Source organism: Aureimonas psammosilenae, assembly GCF_009176975.1.
GTDB classification, from domain to species: domain Bacteria; phylum Pseudomonadota; class Alphaproteobacteria; order Rhizobiales; family Rhizobiaceae; genus Plantimonas; species Plantimonas psammosilenae.
The window spans coordinates 25,489-42,952 of record NZ_WEZG01000020.1 but is presented as its reverse complement, the minus strand read 5'-3'; the positions used below and the strand labels follow the sequence as shown (position 1 = coordinate 42,952).

Annotated in this window: 23 protein-coding genes; 14 read left to right on the top strand and 9 right to left on the bottom strand. The window is 59.5% G+C overall.

The genetic code is table 11. The features are described from left to right. Together F9929_RS22555 and F9929_RS22550 are read right to left on the bottom strand one after the other, a co-directional pair. A partial coding sequence (locus F9929_RS22555; RefSeq protein ID WP_193227877.1) for a Y-family DNA polymerase occupies positions 1 to 834 on the bottom strand: 834 nt, incomplete at its 3' end. Continuing rightward, positions 831 to 1,229 (bottom strand): translesion error-prone DNA polymerase V autoproteolytic subunit, encoded by a 399-nt coding sequence (locus F9929_RS22550; protein ID WP_328596015.1) that lies wholly within the window; start codon positions 1,227 to 1,229, stop codon positions 831 to 833. The genes F9929_RS22550 and F9929_RS22555, both read right to left, overlap by 4 nt. Positions 1,230 to 1,502: 273 nt before the next feature. On the opposite strand from F9929_RS22550, the gene F9929_RS22545 reads away from it, so the two are divergent. Continuing rightward, positions 1,503 to 1,955, top strand: a complete 453-nt coding sequence (locus F9929_RS22545; RefSeq protein WP_152048812.1) for a hypothetical protein — start codon at positions 1,503 to 1,505, stop codon at positions 1,953 to 1,955. Between the two features lie 264 nt (positions 1,956 to 2,219). Here the strand turns inward: F9929_RS22545 and F9929_RS22540 are convergent, their stop codons facing one another. The 7 genes from F9929_RS22540 to F9929_RS22510 form a co-directional block, all read right to left on the bottom strand. Further along, positions 2,220 to 3,320 (bottom strand): HNH endonuclease family protein, encoded by a 1,101-nt coding sequence (locus tag F9929_RS22540; RefSeq protein WP_152048811.1) that lies wholly within the window; start codon positions 3,318 to 3,320, stop codon positions 2,220 to 2,222. Next, a complete protein-coding gene (locus F9929_RS22535; RefSeq protein ID WP_152048810.1) occupies positions 3,304 to 4,446 on the bottom strand; it encodes an adenine-specific methyltransferase EcoRI family protein in 1,143 nt (380 codons plus the stop codon). The genes F9929_RS22540 and F9929_RS22535 overlap by 17 nt, the downstream gene beginning before the upstream one ends. 275 nt (positions 4,447 to 4,721) lie before the next feature. Next, a complete protein-coding gene (locus F9929_RS22530; RefSeq protein WP_152048809.1) occupies positions 4,722 to 5,450 on the bottom strand; it encodes a phosphoribosyltransferase in 729 nt (242 codons plus the stop codon). 49 nt (positions 5,451 to 5,499) lie between these two features. Further along, the gene (locus F9929_RS22525) at positions 5,500 to 5,979 is read right to left on the bottom strand and encodes a hypothetical protein (protein WP_152048808.1); all 480 of its coding nucleotides are present in this window, start codon (positions 5,977 to 5,979) and stop codon (positions 5,500 to 5,502) included. Positions 5,980 to 6,106: 127 nt separating this feature from the next. Beyond that, entirely contained in the window at positions 6,107 to 6,373 is a 267-nt protein-coding gene (locus F9929_RS22520; protein WP_152048807.1) for a hypothetical protein, read from the bottom strand. 245 nt (positions 6,374 to 6,618) lie between these two features. Beyond that, positions 6,619 to 7,506 carry a reverse transcriptase family protein gene (locus F9929_RS22515; protein ID WP_152048806.1) on the bottom strand — a complete coding sequence of 296 codons (888 nt, stop codon included), beginning with the start codon at positions 7,504 to 7,506 and terminating at the stop codon, positions 6,619 to 6,621. Beyond that, positions 7,496 to 7,801 carry a helix-turn-helix transcriptional regulator gene (locus F9929_RS22510; protein WP_152048805.1) on the bottom strand — a complete coding sequence of 102 codons (306 nt, stop codon included), beginning with the start codon at positions 7,799 to 7,801 and terminating at the stop codon, positions 7,496 to 7,498. Before F9929_RS22510 ends, F9929_RS22515 begins: the two co-directional genes overlap by 11 nt. Before the next feature lie 661 nt (positions 7,802 to 8,462). On the opposite strand from F9929_RS22510, the gene F9929_RS22505 reads away from it, so the two are divergent. From F9929_RS22505 to F9929_RS22445, 13 genes are all read left to right on the top strand, one after another. Beyond that, positions 8,463 to 9,464, top strand: a complete 1,002-nt coding sequence (locus tag F9929_RS22505; protein ID WP_152048804.1) for a ParA family protein — start codon at positions 8,463 to 8,465, stop codon at positions 9,462 to 9,464. A 245-nt stretch (positions 9,465 to 9,709) separates the two neighbouring features. Beyond that, entirely contained in the window at positions 9,710 to 10,204 is a 495-nt protein-coding gene (locus F9929_RS22500) for a hypothetical protein (RefSeq protein ID WP_152048803.1), read from the top strand. A gap of 141 nt (positions 10,205 to 10,345) precedes the next feature. Continuing rightward, complete coding sequence (locus tag F9929_RS22495) at positions 10,346 to 10,672, top strand: hypothetical protein (protein ID WP_152048802.1); 327 nt, start codon at positions 10,346 to 10,348, stop codon at positions 10,670 to 10,672. A gap of 1 nt (position 10,673) precedes the next feature. Continuing rightward, the gene (locus F9929_RS22490; protein ID WP_152048801.1) at positions 10,674 to 11,246 is read left to right on the top strand and encodes a recombinase family protein; all 573 of its coding nucleotides are present in this window, start codon (positions 10,674 to 10,676) and stop codon (positions 11,244 to 11,246) included. Beyond that, complete coding sequence (locus F9929_RS22485) at positions 11,243 to 12,490, top strand: hypothetical protein (protein WP_152048800.1); 1,248 nt, start codon at positions 11,243 to 11,245, stop codon at positions 12,488 to 12,490. Before F9929_RS22490 ends, F9929_RS22485 begins: the two co-directional genes overlap by 4 nt. Positions 12,491 to 12,704: 214 nt before the next feature. Further along, on the top strand, positions 12,705 to 13,694 hold the full coding sequence (locus F9929_RS22480) for an ArdC family protein (protein WP_152048799.1): 990 nt from the start codon (positions 12,705 to 12,707) through the stop codon (positions 13,692 to 13,694). A gap of 63 nt (positions 13,695 to 13,757) precedes the next feature. After that, positions 13,758 to 13,949, top strand: coding sequence for a hypothetical protein (locus F9929_RS22475; protein ID WP_152048798.1), 192 nt, complete (start codon positions 13,758 to 13,760; stop codon positions 13,947 to 13,949). A gap of 185 nt (positions 13,950 to 14,134) precedes the next feature. Then, a complete protein-coding gene (locus F9929_RS22470; RefSeq protein WP_152048797.1) occupies positions 14,135 to 14,611 on the top strand; it encodes a hypothetical protein in 477 nt (158 codons plus the stop codon). An 81-nt stretch (positions 14,612 to 14,692) separates the two neighbouring features. Continuing rightward, positions 14,693 to 15,016: a hypothetical protein gene (locus F9929_RS22465; protein WP_152048796.1), complete on the top strand. Its 324-nt coding sequence runs from the start codon at positions 14,693 to 14,695 to the stop codon at positions 15,014 to 15,016. A gap of 149 nt (positions 15,017 to 15,165) precedes the next feature. Then, positions 15,166 to 15,846, top strand: a complete 681-nt coding sequence (locus F9929_RS22460; RefSeq protein WP_152048795.1) for a hypothetical protein — start codon at positions 15,166 to 15,168, stop codon at positions 15,844 to 15,846. 113 nt (positions 15,847 to 15,959) lie between these two features. Further along, positions 15,960 to 16,742 (top strand): hypothetical protein, encoded by a 783-nt coding sequence (locus F9929_RS22455; RefSeq protein WP_152048794.1) that lies wholly within the window; start codon positions 15,960 to 15,962, stop codon positions 16,740 to 16,742. Between the two features lie 14 nt (positions 16,743 to 16,756). Further along, on the top strand, positions 16,757 to 16,939 hold the full coding sequence (locus F9929_RS22450; RefSeq protein WP_152048793.1) for a hypothetical protein: 183 nt from the start codon (positions 16,757 to 16,759) through the stop codon (positions 16,937 to 16,939). A 132-nt stretch (positions 16,940 to 17,071) separates the two neighbouring features. After that, positions 17,072 to 17,431 carry a hypothetical protein gene (locus tag F9929_RS22445; RefSeq protein ID WP_152048792.1) on the top strand — a complete coding sequence of 120 codons (360 nt, stop codon included), beginning with the start codon at positions 17,072 to 17,074 and terminating at the stop codon, positions 17,429 to 17,431. The last annotated feature ends 33 nt before the right edge of the window (positions 17,432 to 17,464 follow it).

The following is a 17,464-nucleotide window of genomic DNA, read 5'->3' as shown; positions in this document are numbered from 1 at the left end:
CTCCCCGGCCCTCGTCGCGTAGGCCGCGACGGCCTCCAGCATCCCGGCGAGCGTCGTCACCGGCTCCCCGAAGGATCGCGTCACCGCACAGCCCTTGCGTTGCGGCGGAACGTCTTCGAGCGCCAGGCAGGGGATGCCGCGCAATTCGAGGACGGTCCTTTCGCCGACCACCGTCAGCATCTTCCGGGCAAGCCTCACGTCCAAGTCGCGCAGTTGCGCGGCCGTCTTGATGCCGATCGCCACGAGCTTGGCTTCCGAGGCCGAGCCGACACCCCAAACGTCGCCGACTTCCACCCGCTCCAGCCAGGCCGAGCGGGACCGTTCGTCCGTCAGGTCGCAGACCCCGCCGAGGTCGAGGTTCTTCTTCGCGACGTGGTTCGCGAGCTTCGCCAGCGTCTTCGTCGGGCCGAGGCCAACGCATGTCGGGATGCCGGTCCACTGGCGCACCGTGGCCCGGAGATCCCGTGCGTAGGCGTCGAGGTCGCGGCGGCCGAAGCCCGTCAGGTCGAGGAAGCTTTCGTCTATCGAGTAGACCTCAACGTCGGGGCTCCAGTCGCGATAGATCGCGTTCATGCGGGCGCTCATGTCGCCATAGAGCGTGTAGTTGGACGAGAAGACCGCCACGCCCTCGTCGCGGCAAAGGTCGCGTATCTTGAAGAAGGGCTCACCCATGCGGATGCCGAGGGCCTTCGCTTCGGCCGTCCTCGCGACGGCGCATCCGTCGTTGTTCGAAAGGACGATCACCGGGCGACGGTCGAGCTTCGGATCGAAGACGCGCTCGCAGGAGCAATAGAAGGAGTTCCCGTCGATCAGGGCGAGGACTCGATCCGTCATCGTTTCCGCCTGGCCGCCGGCTCCCGCAGCCAATGGACGTTGAACGAGGCGACGCCCCAGATTTCCACGTCTGTCAGCGGTGGCAGATCGAACGCCGGCAGTTCGGCGTTGTCGAACGCCAGGCGCGGCGTCGGTCCGTCGAGATGGATCCGCTTCAAGGAGCGCTCGCCGTAGACCGTCGCCACCACCACGTCGCGATGCCGGGGCGTCAGGCTCCGGTCCACCACGAGAAGGTCGCCGTGGAATATGCCGGCGTCCTTCATGCTCCAGCCGTCCACCTTCCACATGAAGGTCGCGGGCGGGTTCGGAACGAGCAGGCGGCCGAGGTCTATCGCCTCATCCAAGAAGTCATCGGCCGGTGACGGGAAGCCGGCGCACAGGCCGAACCCGAACATCGGGAGCGGGATCGAGACGACCGCCGAGGGAAGGCAGAGCAGCAAATGAATCGCTCCCATCAGATACGCGATGGGAACAAAGCAGGAACATAAACCTATGTTCCCGTCAATAGTTGGGAATGTGGTCCGTTGTGGATGAATGGTTGATCCATGAGAGGGTTTTGTCGGAAATGTAGAAACGAAATGTCCGAAATGTCTGATCGTTAAATCTCTACGGATACGGCCTCACTACCGCTATGATAGTTGACATAGAAACAAGCAAAGGCTCCCCCTATGCCCCGTCCCGTCATCAACGACGATGCGATCCTCTTTCAGATCGCGCTCATCTACTTGAACAAACCCAAAGCGAAGTTCGCTGCCGTCGAGCGCGAAGCTTTTGCATCCGTCTCGGCCGAAAGTCATTCCGATGCGAGCCGCACCAAGCGTCTTAAGCGGAAATATGATCGGCATCGCGCCCGGCTCCTGCACGAAGCAAGCGCATACCGGGAACGGTGCCTTGCCGAGGCGGAAGCCAAGCGACAGCGTGAGCAGTTCGAGGCCATGGCCGATATGGCTCGAGCGGGGATCAAGAAGTTTGCGGAGGTCCGGTCCTGGCTCGGTCCTGCATTTGCCGAAGCTATTATCCGGCTTGGTCAGCCGGAAGTGCAGGAACACGTGACCAACATCCGCCACGCCTTCGAAGACATGCACCGGAGTCAGGCGATTCAGATCGGGCGTCGGAAATAACGACGAAGGGGAGCGGTTTCCCGCTCCCCTCGCCAATTAGCTCGCCTTGTAGCGACGCGGACACCCTGTTTTGAGGCAGGAGCCGTAGTGAGATTATACATGGTCGCCGGTTTGAGGCGATACGCCCCTTCCCGACCCCCCGCCAGGAGGCGGCCCCCTGACGGTCATCCCCGGCGGCAAGCGCGATCCGGGCACCCCGACCCGGCGACGAAGCCGCTCCCGGCGGCCCCAAGATGTGATCGACGGGCTATAGTTGTCCGATCCTCATTTTCCGCTTTTGGTCCGATTATGTGGTTTGCAGAGCATCTGACAGTTTTCCGCGTTTGTTTTCCCGCCCTTGCTCCACGGCGTGATATGATCGGCTTCCATCTCGTTTATCGCCCATGGCCCCTTTGAGGGCGGGCAAGCGGGGCAAATCCCTGCCTGCCTTTCGTAGGCCTCGCGCTTCATGTTGTCGTCGAAGGCCCGGATCGATAGTGCGTTTTCGTTTCCACTCAAAACGAAGTCGTAGATTCCAGATTTCCTTGTCACGTCGTTGTCACGCATTAACCGAGTGACTTCAGCTTCCAAGGAAACGGGGTTGAGGGCAACGTCGTGGAAACGGTCGTAAAGCGGTCCCCATGCTACCCCTTTCATCTCTCTTCGATGATTTGGGAACGTCAGGTTCACCCAATCGACTACGTTTTTGAAGTAGGTCCAGAGCTGATTTGCATTTGGATCGTGTTGGCGTTGAGCCATGTATTGCTCAATCTGCCCCTTTGAAACCCAGTCAAGTGCTGTCTCAAGGTAGGCTTGCCGGTTGGGGGTTCCGTTCAGAAGCTTGTTGCCTATGGCAACCGCAGGTGCTCCGCTTCGCGAAAACCATTTTTTCGCGTCCGAAAGCCAAGGCCCTGTATAGATGGCGTTGCGTAGCTCTTGAGGTTCGAGTTTCAGGCCAGCGATGTTGATAATTCTGAACCACTCAAGCTTCTCTCCATCAGTTCCTTCGCAGACGTAGACAGAGAGTTTGTATTCAAGGATTTGCTTTTGTCTTTCAGGAGTCAGATTGTTGAAAAACATAGGCGATCCATCGATGTTGACGGAATAATCGCCATTCACATACTGACAAATGCTGATGGTTCTTTGCTGACCGTCCATCAACTCGAAGCCGTTCCCTGATACAGCCCAATACATAGTATTGAGAGGAAAGTTCCTGCGCAAAGTTTCTATGACAGCTTTTTTGAGCTTGTCGTCATATACAAATTCGCGTTGATATGCAGGCCGGATGTCGAGCAGTCCATCAAATCCACGGACTCCAAGCTCACCCTTGTCATCATATCCTTCGAACAGGTCAGCTACGGTTACATCTCTATGTGAGATTTCCATATGTATTCTTTCTCTTGATGAGAAGCCGTTTATAGACCTTTCGACCGTTAACTACGCCAGCCGCGTTCAAGTCGTAGGTACCCTTCTTCCCAAATAGACTTTGATAGGTTTTTTGACATTCTTGGGTAGTGTAGACGCGCGTTTTGAGACCGAACAAGTCGCGGTTCTCGCACATGCCGACTATTTCGAATTGGGATGGATTGTATTTATCGAGAAAGGTAATGGGAACTCCCATGACACCATCATAGTCGGCGGGAATTTCGGCTACACGACTTACTTCTATGGCGTCGTAATTGTCGTATGTAGGGTACTCTTCGGAAGAGTATGACTTGTACAATGGAATGGTTTCGTGACGCTTTGGGTTGTCCATGTTGGTAAACCACATGATACTTCCCATGCTGAAATACTTTACTCCGTCTTCTACTTTTTTCCGTGATGTTGTAGCTATTTCATAATCGTCAGGAACTCTGAACCATTTTGTCCCGCCGTTGTCTACGCCAAGCCATAGCTTATCTTGTCGAATAAGATCGAAAACAACTCGGTAGTCGATAGCGTTCTGGTTGCCGATAACCAAGAATTCTTTCTTATGATTGGCCAACAACGATACATATTCGCGAAACAGGGAGAATGGTGGGTTTGTGACTACCACGTCTGCCTGTGAAAGATATTCGACACATTCGAAGCTTCTAAAGTCACCGGCACTCCACTCTGAATCCCCTTTCAGGGGGCGAGCGGTGTTGGCGTCGTGCTTGAGAAGGTATTCGACATCGGTCAGATCAGTCGCACCGTCGCCGTTATGGTCAGGAACTTCGTTGATCTCGATGGCGTAAGGTTCTTTGCCTTCTGGTTTCAAACCCTCGATATCGAGAAGCGGGAGGTACCGACCTGCTATGGCGGACTTCGCATAGCTGGTAGCTATAATCTTCTTGATCCCAAGGGTATTAAAGTTTAAAGCAAAATATCTAAAGAAATTGCTTTCGTACGGGTCGTCACAGTTACAAAAAATAACTTTTCCGCGCAATTGAGAGCGATAGTGTCTAAGCTCATTGCTTATGTCGCTTAATTGAGTGTAAAATTCGTCCTGCTTGTTTGCTTTGGCCTTGGATACCGTCCTGTTACTGGCCATTTCAAACTTCTTTCCCGGAGTCCGAACTTCTTACATCCTTAAACGAGAAAGGGGAGGCCCGAAGACCTCCCCTTCCCGTATGCGTGTCACCCGCTCCATGACGACCGGTACTTGCCTGTTATCGGCTCGACCCCGGACGGTGCTCTCGCGGACCTACAGGGGTTTCCCCCTGCCCGATATTTTCAGACCCTAAGGCGTATGTAGGGTCCGAGACGACAAAGGAGCCGCCTCCTGCGTATGACGAAGATTTAGGCTTGAGACCGGTTACGGTCAAGTTAAATCCCGCTCAGGAAACAGAGGGCCGAGACCATCGCGCCCCGTTCTCGGAGGATGCCGGCGACCGACGAAATCGAGGCTCCCGACGACAAGAGGTCGTCTACGATCAGGACGTTTCGCCCGATCAGGTCGGGCGCTTCCGCCGTCGCCGTGAAGGGGTCGAAGTGCGGTCGGATCGAGCGTGCTATGTCTTTCATGGAGACGGCGCTGCCGGGGCGAAGCTTGCTCCACCTGTTCAACTGCGCGCCGAACTCCTGCCGGTCTTGTTTCCGCACGTCGGCGGGGATGCCGCCGAAGCCGGCGAGCATCTGACCGACCGTCTTCTTTTGGATGAACGTCGAGGCCAGGACAGGCACGCCGGAGGCTTGAGAGACAAACGCGGCAACGTCGGAACAGAAGGCGTTGGACGAAGGCACCGCGAGGACGTGATCGAACTCCGCTAACTCATCGAGGATGCCCGCCAGGATTTCTCCGGCCAGACCCATGATTTCCGCACGCCAGTATGGGAGGATCGAATAGCCCTTGATTCCCTTAAGCGCATAAATCAGCGGGTTTCCATCTCGATCGGCGTCACCCGTTCTCGTCCTGCGAAAGACGCTGACGATAGGAACGTCTCCGACTGTCGAGCGGGTAGGGTTCGATGCAACCGCCGTGACGACGCGCTTTTCGTGGTTGGGGTTATGCGTAACCAGCTTGGGCGACTGCCGGTCTAGAACGTCTATGCCCATGCGGTTCTCCCAACAGAACGGGTCGCCCGAAGGCGACCCGTTCTGGACCTTAAATAAGCTTTTCAGCCTTCATGGCCTCGATCACCGAGTCTGGCAGGCCGTAGCAATAGTACCCCTTCTCGGTGTCCCACTCCTGGATGAAGAGGCAATCCCCCTCAACCCAACCTGGAGTGTTCGTGAGGCGACGGCCCATGGCGCCCATCATGCCAGCGAACTGCGAGGTGGTGATGCCTAGCTTTTCTTGAAGCTCGGGAGCCGTGACCATTTCCGGGCTGGCTTTGGCGAGCGTCGTGAGGATGGTCCGTTGGGTATCGTGCAGGATACGGCGGTTCAGATATCGACGGGCGGTCTGCTTCTCGATGTAGGAAACCTCGAAGTCGTCCTCGTCCTCATTCACCGGGGTCTTGGCTGTCGCCTTCGTGGGGGCAGAAGCAGCGTTCGAGAGGACGATCGTGGAGGCGGCGTCGAGATAACCGGGGAGAGCGGCGCGGATTTCCTCCGGGGTCCCGTCGAGGATGATAGCCTTCATTGAATGCTCCAATATGCTCTGAGGGTCAATAAAGACAATATGGAGCATATCAGAACATAATTCAATGCTCTGGCGTTTTCTGATGCAAAAAAAATGCTCCAGGGTAATTCGGAGCATTTTGGAATACCTATGCAGAGATGACTGCGTTCGCTGGCGCTTCCCATACCAAACCGTCCCGGAGGAACCGCTCCAGCGCCCAGGGGTGGTCCGCCAGAATGCGCAAGGCCGCATCGCCGCCGCTGTTCTTGCCCCGGAAGCCGGCCCAGCCGGCGACGACGAGTGCCGGGATAAAAGCCCACCACTGCCAGAGGATTGATCCCGCTACGCCCGCGACCAGCACTGCCAGCGCGACGAGGCTCCATGTGGCGTTGCCGACGAAGTAGCGGGTGAACACTTCTTCTTCGCCCACTGGCTCGACTGGAGCCCGTCTACGCTCATGACACACAGTGTCGAACCGTCGTCCGAGCGACCTACGACCACAACGCGATCGACTGCCATCTCCCGGTTGGGATTGGGTGCAAGCATTACCGTCGAGGCCATGAACGTTTCTGTCTCCTATCTGACGCGGTGTCGAAAGCTGGCATGTGCGCAACCCATCGGCAACGGGGTTCGGGAGCGTCTAGGGGAGCCGCCGGACCATCAGGCCGGAGGTGACAATCGAGCGATCTTCTGGACCTGTGTGACCTGACTGCTCAACCCGACGACCTTGTTCCGGTAGGTCTTCCGATCATCGGCATTCACAGCCTGCTGGAGGGCGCGACGAGCTTTGTCGAGCTTTTGAAGCTGGCGGTTCGGAACCGTCATCTTGTCGCCATCCACAATCACGCCCGTGATCTCGGCGGGTCGATCAACGTAGGTTTTTTCCTTGTGGTACCGCAGACCGGCACGGTGGATGGCCTTCTTGATAGACCAGACAACCGATGCCGAGACGTTCCGGCCCGAGATCGTCACGTCGTCGATGTAGACCGTCAGCGTGTAGCCATGCACCTTACAGATGGCGCTGATCGCTTCCCACACATCGTAGTGCGCGTAGTACGCCATAATCGGGCTTAGCGGACTACCAGTCGGTAGATGGCCCTTGTAGGTCGCAATTCTCGCCAAGTGCCATGCTACATCCTCGGAGCACTGCATCACGGATCGGAAGAACCACAGCACCCGCTCGAACGACGTGCTGGGAAAGTATTTGCGGATGTCCAGGCAGCGGACGACGCGGTTTCCACGGTGCTGGGCTGCGTTAGAGACGTAGCAGCGCCTTTTCACGGGGCAGAACAGGTAGTCCGGAGGCTCTATATGCGACAGCTTGGCGGCGATCCGGCCTTGAATGGTCTTGAGCCCATTACTGGGCTCCTCGACGTCCCGCTTCCCTCCGGCTTTCTTAGCGACCTCGAACTCGCGATAGAACTCGTCGCCGAGGTTCGCGAGGCGCTTGATGGTCGCGGTATCCGTGCCCAGGATCGAAGCGAGCCGCTTCCGGGTGGTCAGCTTGTAGAATGGGGACTGGTGGAGCGGATAGCGTTTAGGAGACATCGGCCCGTCCCGATTTGTCCTCCAGGAATTTCATAAGCGATATGATCTTCGAGGCGACAAGAGTTCTCGCCTGACCGTACGTCTTCCCCTCGTCCAAGCTCTCTGCGAAGAACAGAATGGATGAGGACGGCACGTCAAACGTGGTTGCGTACTTGTTGATGAGGTCCAGGGTCGGGGTCTTATGTCCTTTCTCTATTTCAGAGATGTAGGACTTGGAGATGCCGAGCTTTTCCGCAGCCTCAGTCTGCTTCAAATCGTGATACACACGAATGAGCCGAAGGGCTTCGTTGATCATTTCTCTCCTCTCGTGAGAACTTACAAAACAGGGCGGCCTACTCCCGGAAGTAGTCTATGAGCCTACAAGCCCACCAGAGTGCGCGCAGGATCGCGGCACCAGTCCCGAACACCACCCTCAGGGTCCGGGGTCGGACCATCCGGCGCATAAGGGCAAACTTCTTCCGTTCATTAGACCGCCGCTCACGGTCGACTTGATCCGATGTTTCCATCGTTTCGCTCCTTCTCCACCACCAAGGCCCTATTGCCTTGGCTGCCATCGCGGCGGAGTCGTAGGGGCGCGAGCGGTTAACCCTGCCTGTAAGGCGAGCCCCCGGCCATCGGGGGCTCGCCCGAACCGTTGCTCGGTGGGGCGCGGCGGACGTGCCGGACGCGTCGTCCCGTCTCTCGGTCCATAAACTAGAGGGCGTTCAGGCCCTCCACGCGGCATTCGCGCCGCAGATGATGATGACTATCCCCTCTCGGGTCGCACATCGGATATAGACCCACTTTACGACGACTTCAAGAACTTTATCCGCTATTGGCGAACTTTTTTGCAAGTTGCAATGCTCAAGCGGAAAGGCTGTGCATTGGCACCCCCCGTTTGAATGCAGATAAACTTCATAACTGTGGCGAGGCACCCGTAAGTCACCTATGCTTACGCCGAGCAACAGGATTCAAAAATGGCTAAGAATATCGCAATATTTAACAATAAGGGCGGCGTCGGTAAGACTACCTACATGTATCATGTGGCGCATCTCCTCGCTGCACGTGGATTAACAGTGCTAATGGTTGACGGTGATAGTCAGTGCAACCTTTCTGCATACTGTCTCAGCGATACTGCTATTCGACATTCATGGGGTCCGGAGGGAAATAGCATCTATCGCGCTATTGAGCGTGTCGCTCGGGGTATCGGAGATATTCGTCAGAGACAACCGAGTCCGGTTCCGCACGCTAAGGGTAAGCTGTATCTCGTCCCGGGTGACCTCCGTCTCAGCGATTTCGAAGACACGTTGGGCGACACCTGGAGCGCGGCACGAGGCGGTAATGAACCAGCAGTACGCGCTCAGTCTGCCATTCATCGTTATATCCAATGGGCTAGCGCAAAAGTCTCCGCAGACTTGGTGCTGCTTGACCTAGGCCCCAACCTTGGCGCGCTTAATCGCGCTATCCTAGCCTCAGCGGATTACTTCATAACGCCCTTGGCTCCCGACCTGTTTTCCATCCAAGGGACCGAAAATCTTGGCAATAAACTCGTCGGATGGCGAAAAGAATGGGACCAAACCAACGCAGCATGGAATGACCCAACTCTCTCGATCCCTAAAGGCCGTCCTACCTATCTCGGCTATGTCGTTCAGCAGCATAATATCCGCTCCAATGCGGCTGGAATGACGGAAGGCTGGCAAATTTACGGAAACGAGCTTGAGCCTGCTATCCGAGAAAATATTATCGCTAAAATTGGCCCGTTAAAGCAGGTTCAAGAATGGGACGACGATAGCTTCCAACTTGGACAAATTCCCAATCTTCACAGCCTAGTGCCATATTCTATGGATGCCAAAAAACCAATATTTTACTGCACCTCTACTGACGGAGTTCGTGGCGCTCACATAGCCAAAGCGCGTGAGTCATCGACACATTTTGAAGAAATCGTAGATACTCTTTCGTCAGTTGCTAGCTGGAAATAATCGATACTTCAACCGAACGCTGATCGAGGGCTGGCATCGCTGCTGGCCCTTTTTCTTTACTCAACAGGGTACGAAAACATTTCTTTTCGTACCCGCCGGGTGATGACTTGATGACGCGATAAAAAACAGTATCTTAAGAGGTACGAAAACCTAGGTACGTTTAACGCGAGCCGAAAACGTGTATCCTGAAGGGTTTTCGGTCCCACCCCCGGCCCAAGGCCGGTTCCACCGCAGGAGCTACACACATGAGGCTGATCGATCTTACTCTCCCGCTTCTCGCCATCGTGGCGACGAGTCCCGCCGGGGCCGGGCAAGCCCTTTATCGCGAACCGCAGCCGGTTCGGGTCGCCGTCGTCATCCCGTCCGCGCCCATGCCGGCGCCGGTCGTGAAGACATACGAAAAGAAGTGCTCGTTCAGCGTCGTGAAACTGCCCGCCGGCACCTACGAGTCCGGCATTCTCCTGTCGTTCCAGGTCACTCAGCTTTGGGGCGACACGAACGGGCAGTCGAACCGGACCCTTTACGCACACGTCGCGGACAACTGCGTAGCCGCCGGACGGTCACTCGGCTACCGCTATTCATGGCAGACCACGACCGCCGCGAAGTTCGCCAGCGCCATCGCCGCGACCGGTCGTGCATCGGCGACCGTCGAGGGCGACCGTCTCCGCGTCGTCGTCACTGCGCCGATCTGGCTTGCCGGCGAAGTCGGCGAGGGTATCCCCCTCACGAGGGTGCAGTGACCATGCTGCACCTTGGACGCGGACTTATCAGCATCAACGGGGCGCCGGAAGCGGCGGCCCTTCTCTCCTCGCCGTGGGAGCCCGCCGCTCCACCCGGGCGCCGTTCCCGCCGATCTTCTACCTACTAGGAGGGATTACGGCATGAAACTCCCCAACGGCCTTGCCGTCATCGACCTGTTGGGGGGCGGCCCGTCCGCCCTCCTCGCCCCACCGTGGCGGGCCGTCATCCAGGTGCAGGAGAGCGGGCCGGTCCTCTTGTTCCACCAGCGGCGGGGAGAGGTCACGGCTTACGTCCGGAGCCCAGGCATCGGCGGCAAGCCCTTCACGTGGGGCGTCCAACGCAAGATCGGCGGATGGGTCGAGGGCGTCGAGCGTCCCGCCTCGTCCCTCGCCGAGGCACTGGAGGGCGTGACGGAGCGGCTTGCGGCCGACATGCTTCGTCCACCCCTCAACGACCGGACCCACTGACATGCCCAAGATCGTCGGATACGCCCGCATTTCCACGCAGGACCAGAACCCCGCTCTTCAGATCGACGCTTTGAGAGCCAGCGGGGCCGAAGTCATCTTCGAGGATCGGGCATCCGGCGCGAAGGCCGACAGACAGGGCCTCAAGAAGGCACTCGCAGCCGTCGAGCCGGGCGACACCCTCCTTGTCTGGAAGGTGGATCGTCTCGGCCGGTCGCTCCGGCAGTTGATCGAGACCTTGGACGGCCTTCACGAAAGGGGCGTCTACCTCCGGTCCGTTTCGGACCCCATCGACACGACGACCGCCGTGGGTCGCATGGCCTTCCAGATCGTCGGCACCTTCGCCGAGTTCGAAAGGACCATGATCCAGGAGCGCGTCCGGGCAGGAATAGCGGCCTCGCGACGGGCCGGAAATCCCCACGGCCGCCAGTCCACGATGACGCCGGAACGCACAGATCACGCCCGCCAACTCATCGAAGGCGGGCAATCGTGGGCGGAAGTCGCCCGCATCATGGGAGTGTCCAAGACCTCCATCGTCCGCGCCTTCAAGCGCCATCCAGCAAAGGAGAGATCATGACCACGCACGTCCCCCGCAACCGCCGCAAAGGCCGCGAGCACCTTGACCAGCCGCAGGCCGCGCCCGTCCAGGCGCCCGCCCCGCAGCCGACGACCACACCGGACGACTTCGCCGCCTTCGACGCGATGTATTCGACCGACGACGACCTGGACCGTATGGCCCAGGATCGTAAGGCCGACGACCGCAAAAAGGCCGACGACGTGAAGCGCCAGGCGCAGCACCAGGCCGTTACCGCTACGCTCGATTATGCCCGCCGTGACGACGGCGCCGATCGCCGTCGTCAGGCCGAAGAGGCCGCCCGGAAGCGTCGTCAGGCCGAGGAGAAGCATCGCCAGGAGGTCGCCGCCGAAACCCGGCAGACGACCAGCCTTCGCAACGAGGCGCAGACCACCGCGGCGACCAAGCAGGCGAAGAAGCGGACGGCCGCGGCTGACCGGAAACCCGTCGAAGTGTTCGACAAGATCAAGGCTCAGGCCGTCGCCGACACCCTGGAAGGGGCGACCAAACTCAGCATTTTCGGGGCCTTCGCCGCTTTCGCCAGAGGCATGAAAAAGCACCTCGCCCGCGTGGTGGATTACGTTCGACACTACGTCACGCCGCCCGTGCCGGCCTTCCCGGCCATGCCCATGCTCGCCCGTTCGCTGCCCGTCCCGGAAGCGGTCATGGCACCTTCGAGCGAAAAGAAACCGAAGCCGGCGCCGGCAGGCGACGCCCCCGCCCCCGCCTTTCCGAAAATGGAATTCGTGCCGAAAACCGACGCGGATCGCGATTGGCTCGCTCGGAAGGACTGGAATCCCGGCCATGCCCGCAAGGATGGTCTGGAGATTTACGGCAGTGTCAGCTTTTATAACTCTGTCGCCCGTTCCCTGGAACGCGGCTTCGTCGGCCCTCTAGACGAAGAGACCCTTGAGCCAAAGGCACCGTACCTCCTGAAACTTCTTCAAGGAGAATACGGCCAGGAAGCCTTGGACGAGGCACGGAAGAAATTCGAGACGTGGGAGCACCGTCTAAGAGACGACGTTCACGCCGCCTACAAGATCACCCCATCCTTGATGGATCGGGCGGCCGAGCTTGAACGGACACCCACGCCGGACCCCGATCTGGACGATACCCCAACCGATCCGCCGAACGACGGCGCCCCGGTTGCGGAAGCATCCGGTCCCAAGGCCGCTAAGTCTCCGGAGCCTACGCCGGCACCGGCACCGAAGCCGTCCACCCCGTCACCGATGCGGCGGACCATGTAAGCATGGTTTCCCGCCTGTCTCGCCTACGGCGAGAGGAAAGGGAGTAGGGGGAAGGGTTTGGGAAGGAAAGAGGGGCCGCAAGGCCCTTTTTCTTGCCGATCCGAACCAAAAAGACCAGCGGATTGCGCATTTGTTATCTGTAATTCACTTGACGGCATCAAGTGAATTGCGATATAACTGTTTCATCGAAGCCGCCCAGCCAAGGGAAAATCCGATGACCAAGCGCACCGCCAAGACCGACACCACCGCCGCCCCGAAGGCCGACGTTTACGAACGCGTGACGACCATTTTCGTTGAGGCTCTGGAGAAGGCCGGGACGAACCCGGTCGAATGGCCGTGGGTCCGGGCGGCCCGTGCAGGCGTTCCGATCAACGTCACGTCGAAGAAGGGTTATCGCGGGATCAACCGCCTCTTGCTCGGCGCCATGGTCGCGGACGGCGCTTCCCGCTTCTGGGGGACGTTCAACCAGTGGCGGGACAAGGGCGGCATAGTCCGCAAGGGCGAGAAAGGAACTCTCGTCGTCTATTGGGGCGATCTTTACGTGGACGAGAACGGCGACCGTTGCGCCGCGAACGATCCAGGCGCCCGAAAAATCCTCTATCCCAAGCCTTCCTACCTGTTCCATGCCGACCAGCAAGACGGATGGACCGCCCCGGCCGAGGGCACGAAGGAAGCCGAGGAATTGGCCGCCGCGAACGGCGCCGCGACCCTGGAAGACCTGGAAGCCTTCGTTTCGGCGACGGGTGCGAAGATCATCGAGCGGGGCGACAAAGCCTATTTCCAGCCGGCGACCGATCTTGTCGTGATGCCGACCCGCGACCGCTTCCGGGACACGCAGGACGCCACGGCGACCGAACATTTCTACAAGGTGCTTTTCCATGAGTTGGTCCATTGGACGGGCGCGGAAAGCCGCCTCAAGCGGGATTTCTCGGGCCGTTTCGGGTCCGAAGCCTACGCCTTTGAGGAGTTGGTGGCCGAGATCGGCGCCGCCTTCCTCGCGGCCGACATGGGCATTTCCCCGGAGCCGGATGCCCGCAACGTCGCTTACGTCGCCGGGTGGCTCAAGGTGCTGAAGGGCGACAAGAAGGCGGTTTTCACCGCATCCACCGCAAGCGCCAAGGCGGCCGACTTCCTCAAGGCTTTCCAGCCGATCGCCCAGGAAGACGACGACCAGGAGGAGGAGCCGGCGGCACTCGCCGCCTGATCCGGCCGGGAGGGGCGCAAGCCTCTCCCCCTTTTTCTTCCCCTTCCGATCGAGAGCCTTTCCATGTCTCAAGCCGTCGTCCGAGAGGACTTTGCCGAAGCTTTCATCGCCGCTTTCGACGGCGATCCCCGCGCCGCCGTGGCGGCCCTCCTTGCCGAGAACGAGCGCCTTTCGCGCTACATCGAGGGGAACGTCTCCCACGGCTACAGCCGGGGCGGAAAGGCCCAGGCCGGGAGGCTAATCGCATGGGCCTGACCCCTCTCCCTACTCCCTCTCTCGCGGAGCGGACGTTTTCCCATATCGCCGACCCCGGCCTTTTCGTCGCCTTCGCCCTTCGCTTCGAGCCCGGCCGCGATCCCGTCCGGGTCGCCGCGCCTTATGAGCCAGAAGAAGGCGTTCGCCTCGAAGCGGGCGGCATATCGCCGGAAACCCGGCTCGCGGTGACGACGGCCGTCGAGACGGCCCAGCGTATCGCGCCATGGTGTCCGGTCACGGTCGGGGCAAACCTGATTTCGGCGGGAATCCCGATCCGGCCGGGGTCCTACGTCGAGAGGGATGGGCAGCGGTTTGCCGAGCTTGGCGGCATCTTCCTACGCAACTCGGAGGAAATCCTTCTCGCCGCTTCCCATTCGCCTTTCGGCATACTTAGCATGGCCGCGCATGAGGCTTGGCATGCCCTTGAAATGCGGTTGGCGGACGAAGCCAAGGCCGCCGTCATGGCCGACCTTGGACCGGCCTTCGCACCACCTGAACACCCTTACTATGCCGATCCTGAGGAGCGGCGGGCGGTGGCGTTCGATACGTGGTGCAAACGTTTCTTCGTTGGAATGCCGGGTTTTTCATCTTCTACCGACCTTGATGCGATCTTCCTCGCCGCGTGGTCGGGCGAGCTTGGAAAAATCCTTTCGGATCGCTGAAAAACTTTATGCAATTCACTTGACACTAACAAGTGAATTGCATAAATTAGGTCTATCGAAACTGCCAATGAGGCAACCCCGATGACCTCGACCAGAACCGAACTATACCAGATCGCCAAGGAAAACGTCGCGGCACTCGAACTCACGGTCATGGCGGCCCGCCAGGAGATCGCCCGTGTCGAGATTGAAAATGGCCGCCGCATGGGGCTGGACCTTACCTCGCTCGTCGCCTGCAACATGGCACCCGACTGCGTAAGGGATCGCACTTGGAGCGAGGCGCGGAACAAGTGGTGCGCCGATCACAAGAAGTTGGAAAGCGCAAGAAAGCTCTTCCGTCGGTACTTCCGCCGCGAGATCGCAGAAGACGCACGGGCGCTCGGTCTCTCGTTTACGGTCGGCCACTAATCGCTCTCCCAAAGGGGCGAAGTCCACCCCTTTGTCATCACCTCATCACCTTGAAAGGAGCCTTCAGGCTTCGCCCTCCGACCACCACGGCGGGCGAGTCCCGAACGCTTCCCCCGGCATGGAGCCGGACGTTCGAGCAGGAGATCATCATGTCCCGACGTGTTGGCATCATTCACAAGCCCAGCGGCTATTTTTACGGAACCGCCCTTCTCTCGGGCGACATCCCCGCGACGATCCAGGCAGCGGCGTCGGAATGGGATGGCGGGAGCTACGTCTACACCGACGAAGGCGACGAGTTCGAAGCCTACATCCTCCCCGAGGACTGGAACGACGAGGCCCACCCGGACGGGCAGAACCAGGACACCATCGAAGCCGTGAAAGCGGGCGCCTATGCCGGCGAGTGCGGGACCATCGACCGCCAGGATGATTTTCAGTACCGCGACGAGGTTCGCAAGACCGACCTCCTCCGCCGGTCCATCGAAGTCGAAGACGGCCACCGCGTCGATATCGAGGTCGATTCCGATATCGAGTTCATGGACGAGGGCGGCGACCGCCTCACGACGATCACCGTTCGCATCGCCGGAACGTGGTTCGACGGCATCAAGACGCTCCGGGCGTCCGAGTGGATCGACGAGGACGGCGATTTCGAAGAAGCGGCGAGTCACTTCGCTTGCAACGACGTGCGCGACTGGCGCCGCGCCGTCCCCGGCCCCGAATTCGAAGAAGAGGCCTGGAGCGCCATCAAGGCGGCGATCCTGGAGGCGGGTATCCCGCTGATCGAGGAGGAAGAGGACCACGACCAGGACGACGAGGACGAGGACGCCGCCTGATCCGCCCGGAGGGGCGCGAAGGGCGCCCCTCCACCTTCTCCGTTGATCGCAGCAAAGGAGCGCGATCCATGTTCCTTGACGACGTTACGGTAGCATTCGAGACGAAAAACCAAATGATCTCGATTGGTGCGGTCGACCCCCCGGCCCACTACAAAGCCTTTCGCGAGAGCGCCGAAAAGCGGGGCATCGACACCGATTTGAAGGCGAAAAAGCTATTCATGGACTTGCGCGGCGCCGACGCCATGCGCCTCGTCCTGTCCCGCTCCGCCTTGGACACGATAGACGAGACCTGTTCGTCTCCGACCCTTGTTTCGGCGGCCCGTCGTTCCGTCCGCCTACCCCATCCGACGCTTTGGGTAGAATGGCGGGTTCAAGACCAGACATGCGGCGTGTCGTTGCACTCCAAGCCGGGTTCCGAGAACACCGCCGGGCACGGGACGTTGATCGTCCGCATGGGGGACGGGACTTTCTCCGGCTGCTCCTTTACTTTCGACCTGAGAGGCACCGATTTCATCCGCTGGCTCAAGACGCCGGAGGGCGACCCGGAAAGGGCGATCCGGGGCTTGGAAAAGCTCACGACCGGCCTTTCGGCCTTGTGGGCCTCCCCGCGCCTGATCGAGGTCGAGGCCGTCGAGACCCCGCCCCGGCTCGCGGCGGCGCGGGCGAAGCGCAGGGCGCCCCCGTTGACCGACTATTCGATAGTCCACCTGTCGAAGGTCGCCACTGCTGCCAGGACGGAAGGAGCGACGACACCAGGAGACGGCGCCCGGCGCCGGGGCCACCGGGTCCGGGGGCATCTGCGCCTTCTCCGTTCGGGACACGTCGTCCCGGTTCGACCGCATGAACGCGGCGACCGCAATCGGCCGATGAGCGGCACGGTGCGGGTCGTCGGATGAGGATAGGAGACGACATGCCCGACCACGACCTTTCCACCCTCTACGGGTTCCCCGGCAAGTGCGGGGAGCCCGAGCACTGGATCGGGGAAGAAATCCGCGAAATCGTCCAGAAGCTCGGCACGGCCGCTCTTTCGGAACAGGCCCTCGCACTCCTCGCCAAGAGTGCCCAGGAACGGGCCAAGGCCGAGGCTTACTGAAGGAAGAAGGGGGGCGGAAGCGCCCCTTTTTCGCGCCGAAAATCTGGAAATTGTTTCAGTAAATAGCTTGACAGTATCAAGTGATTTGCATATAACAGACCTATCGAAACCGCCGAATAGGAAGGCGACACGATGACTTCCACCGCTCCAATTTACGACGGCATCGAGACCTTTCCCGCCCACCTCGGCTTCCTGTTGGAAACGTCGCACTTCGACGTGACGCGTGGCTGGAAAGGAGAGGTCCGCATCTTCTCGAATATCCAGAGCGGGGACGAACCCGCCGCCCTCCTGGAGCGTGAGGACGCAGAGAAGTTCATCGAACACATGGAATACATCCAGAAGATGGAATTGAGCGACTATCGCCGCTCCCGTCTCCTCCACGACCTCTGTGAACAGGCCATCCGTTTCCAGGATATGGAGCCTGACGAAGCCGCGAAACGGGCATCACAGCAGGGCAGGATTCCGCCCTGTTATCATCACCTCATCACCTAAAAGGAGGCTTTTGGTGTCGCCCCGGTCCTCTCC

Excerpts from the sequence above, each read along its gene's own strand:
- F9929_RS22475 (WP_152048798.1), top strand. The coding sequence starts at position 13,758 with ATGTCTCAAGCCGTCGTCCGAGAGGACTTTGCCGAAGCTTTCATCGCC.
- F9929_RS22455 (WP_152048794.1), top strand. The coding sequence starts at position 15,960 with ATGATCTCGATTGGTGCGGTCGACCCCCCGGCCCACTACAAAGCCTTT.
- F9929_RS22505 (WP_152048804.1), top strand. The coding sequence starts at position 8,463 with ATGGCTAAGAATATCGCAATATTTAACAATAAGGGCGGCGTCGGTAAG.
- F9929_RS22465 (WP_152048796.1), top strand. The coding sequence starts at position 14,693 with ATGACCTCGACCAGAACCGAACTATACCAGATCGCCAAGGAAAACGTC.
- F9929_RS22540 (WP_152048811.1), bottom strand. The coding sequence starts at position 3,320 with ATGGAAATCTCACATAGAGATGTAACCGTAGCTGACCTGTTCGAAGGA.
- F9929_RS22490 (WP_152048801.1), top strand. The coding sequence starts at position 10,674 with ATGCCCAAGATCGTCGGATACGCCCGCATTTCCACGCAGGACCAGAAC.
- F9929_RS22530 (WP_152048809.1), bottom strand. The coding sequence starts at position 5,450 with ATGGGCATAGACGTTCTAGACCGGCAGTCGCCCAAGCTGGTTACGCAT.
- F9929_RS22500 (WP_152048803.1), top strand. The coding sequence starts at position 9,710 with ATGAGGCTGATCGATCTTACTCTCCCGCTTCTCGCCATCGTGGCGACG.
- F9929_RS22485 (WP_152048800.1), top strand. The coding sequence starts at position 11,243 with ATGACCACGCACGTCCCCCGCAACCGCCGCAAAGGCCGCGAGCACCTT.
- F9929_RS22450 (WP_152048793.1), top strand. The coding sequence starts at position 16,757 with ATGCCCGACCACGACCTTTCCACCCTCTACGGGTTCCCCGGCAAGTGC.
- F9929_RS22495 (WP_152048802.1), top strand. The coding sequence starts at position 10,346 with ATGAAACTCCCCAACGGCCTTGCCGTCATCGACCTGTTGGGGGGCGGC.
- F9929_RS22535 (WP_152048810.1), bottom strand. The coding sequence starts at position 4,446 with ATGGCCAGTAACAGGACGGTATCCAAGGCCAAAGCAAACAAGCAGGAC.
- F9929_RS22550 (WP_328596015.1), bottom strand. The coding sequence starts at position 1,229 with ATGTTCGGGTTCGGCCTGTGCGCCGGCTTCCCGTCACCGGCCGATGAC.
- F9929_RS22510 (WP_152048805.1), bottom strand. The coding sequence starts at position 7,801 with ATGATCAACGAAGCCCTTCGGCTCATTCGTGTGTATCACGATTTGAAG.
- F9929_RS22515 (WP_152048806.1), bottom strand. The coding sequence starts at position 7,506 with ATGTCTCCTAAACGCTATCCGCTCCACCAGTCCCCATTCTACAAGCTG.
- F9929_RS22480 (WP_152048799.1), top strand. The coding sequence starts at position 12,705 with ATGACCAAGCGCACCGCCAAGACCGACACCACCGCCGCCCCGAAGGCC.
- F9929_RS22460 (WP_152048795.1), top strand. The coding sequence starts at position 15,166 with ATGTCCCGACGTGTTGGCATCATTCACAAGCCCAGCGGCTATTTTTAC.
- F9929_RS22525 (WP_152048808.1), bottom strand. The coding sequence starts at position 5,979 with ATGAAGGCTATCATCCTCGACGGGACCCCGGAGGAAATCCGCGCCGCT.
- F9929_RS22445 (WP_152048792.1), top strand. The coding sequence starts at position 17,072 with ATGACTTCCACCGCTCCAATTTACGACGGCATCGAGACCTTTCCCGCC.
- F9929_RS22545 (WP_152048812.1), top strand. The coding sequence starts at position 1,503 with ATGCCCCGTCCCGTCATCAACGACGATGCGATCCTCTTTCAGATCGCG.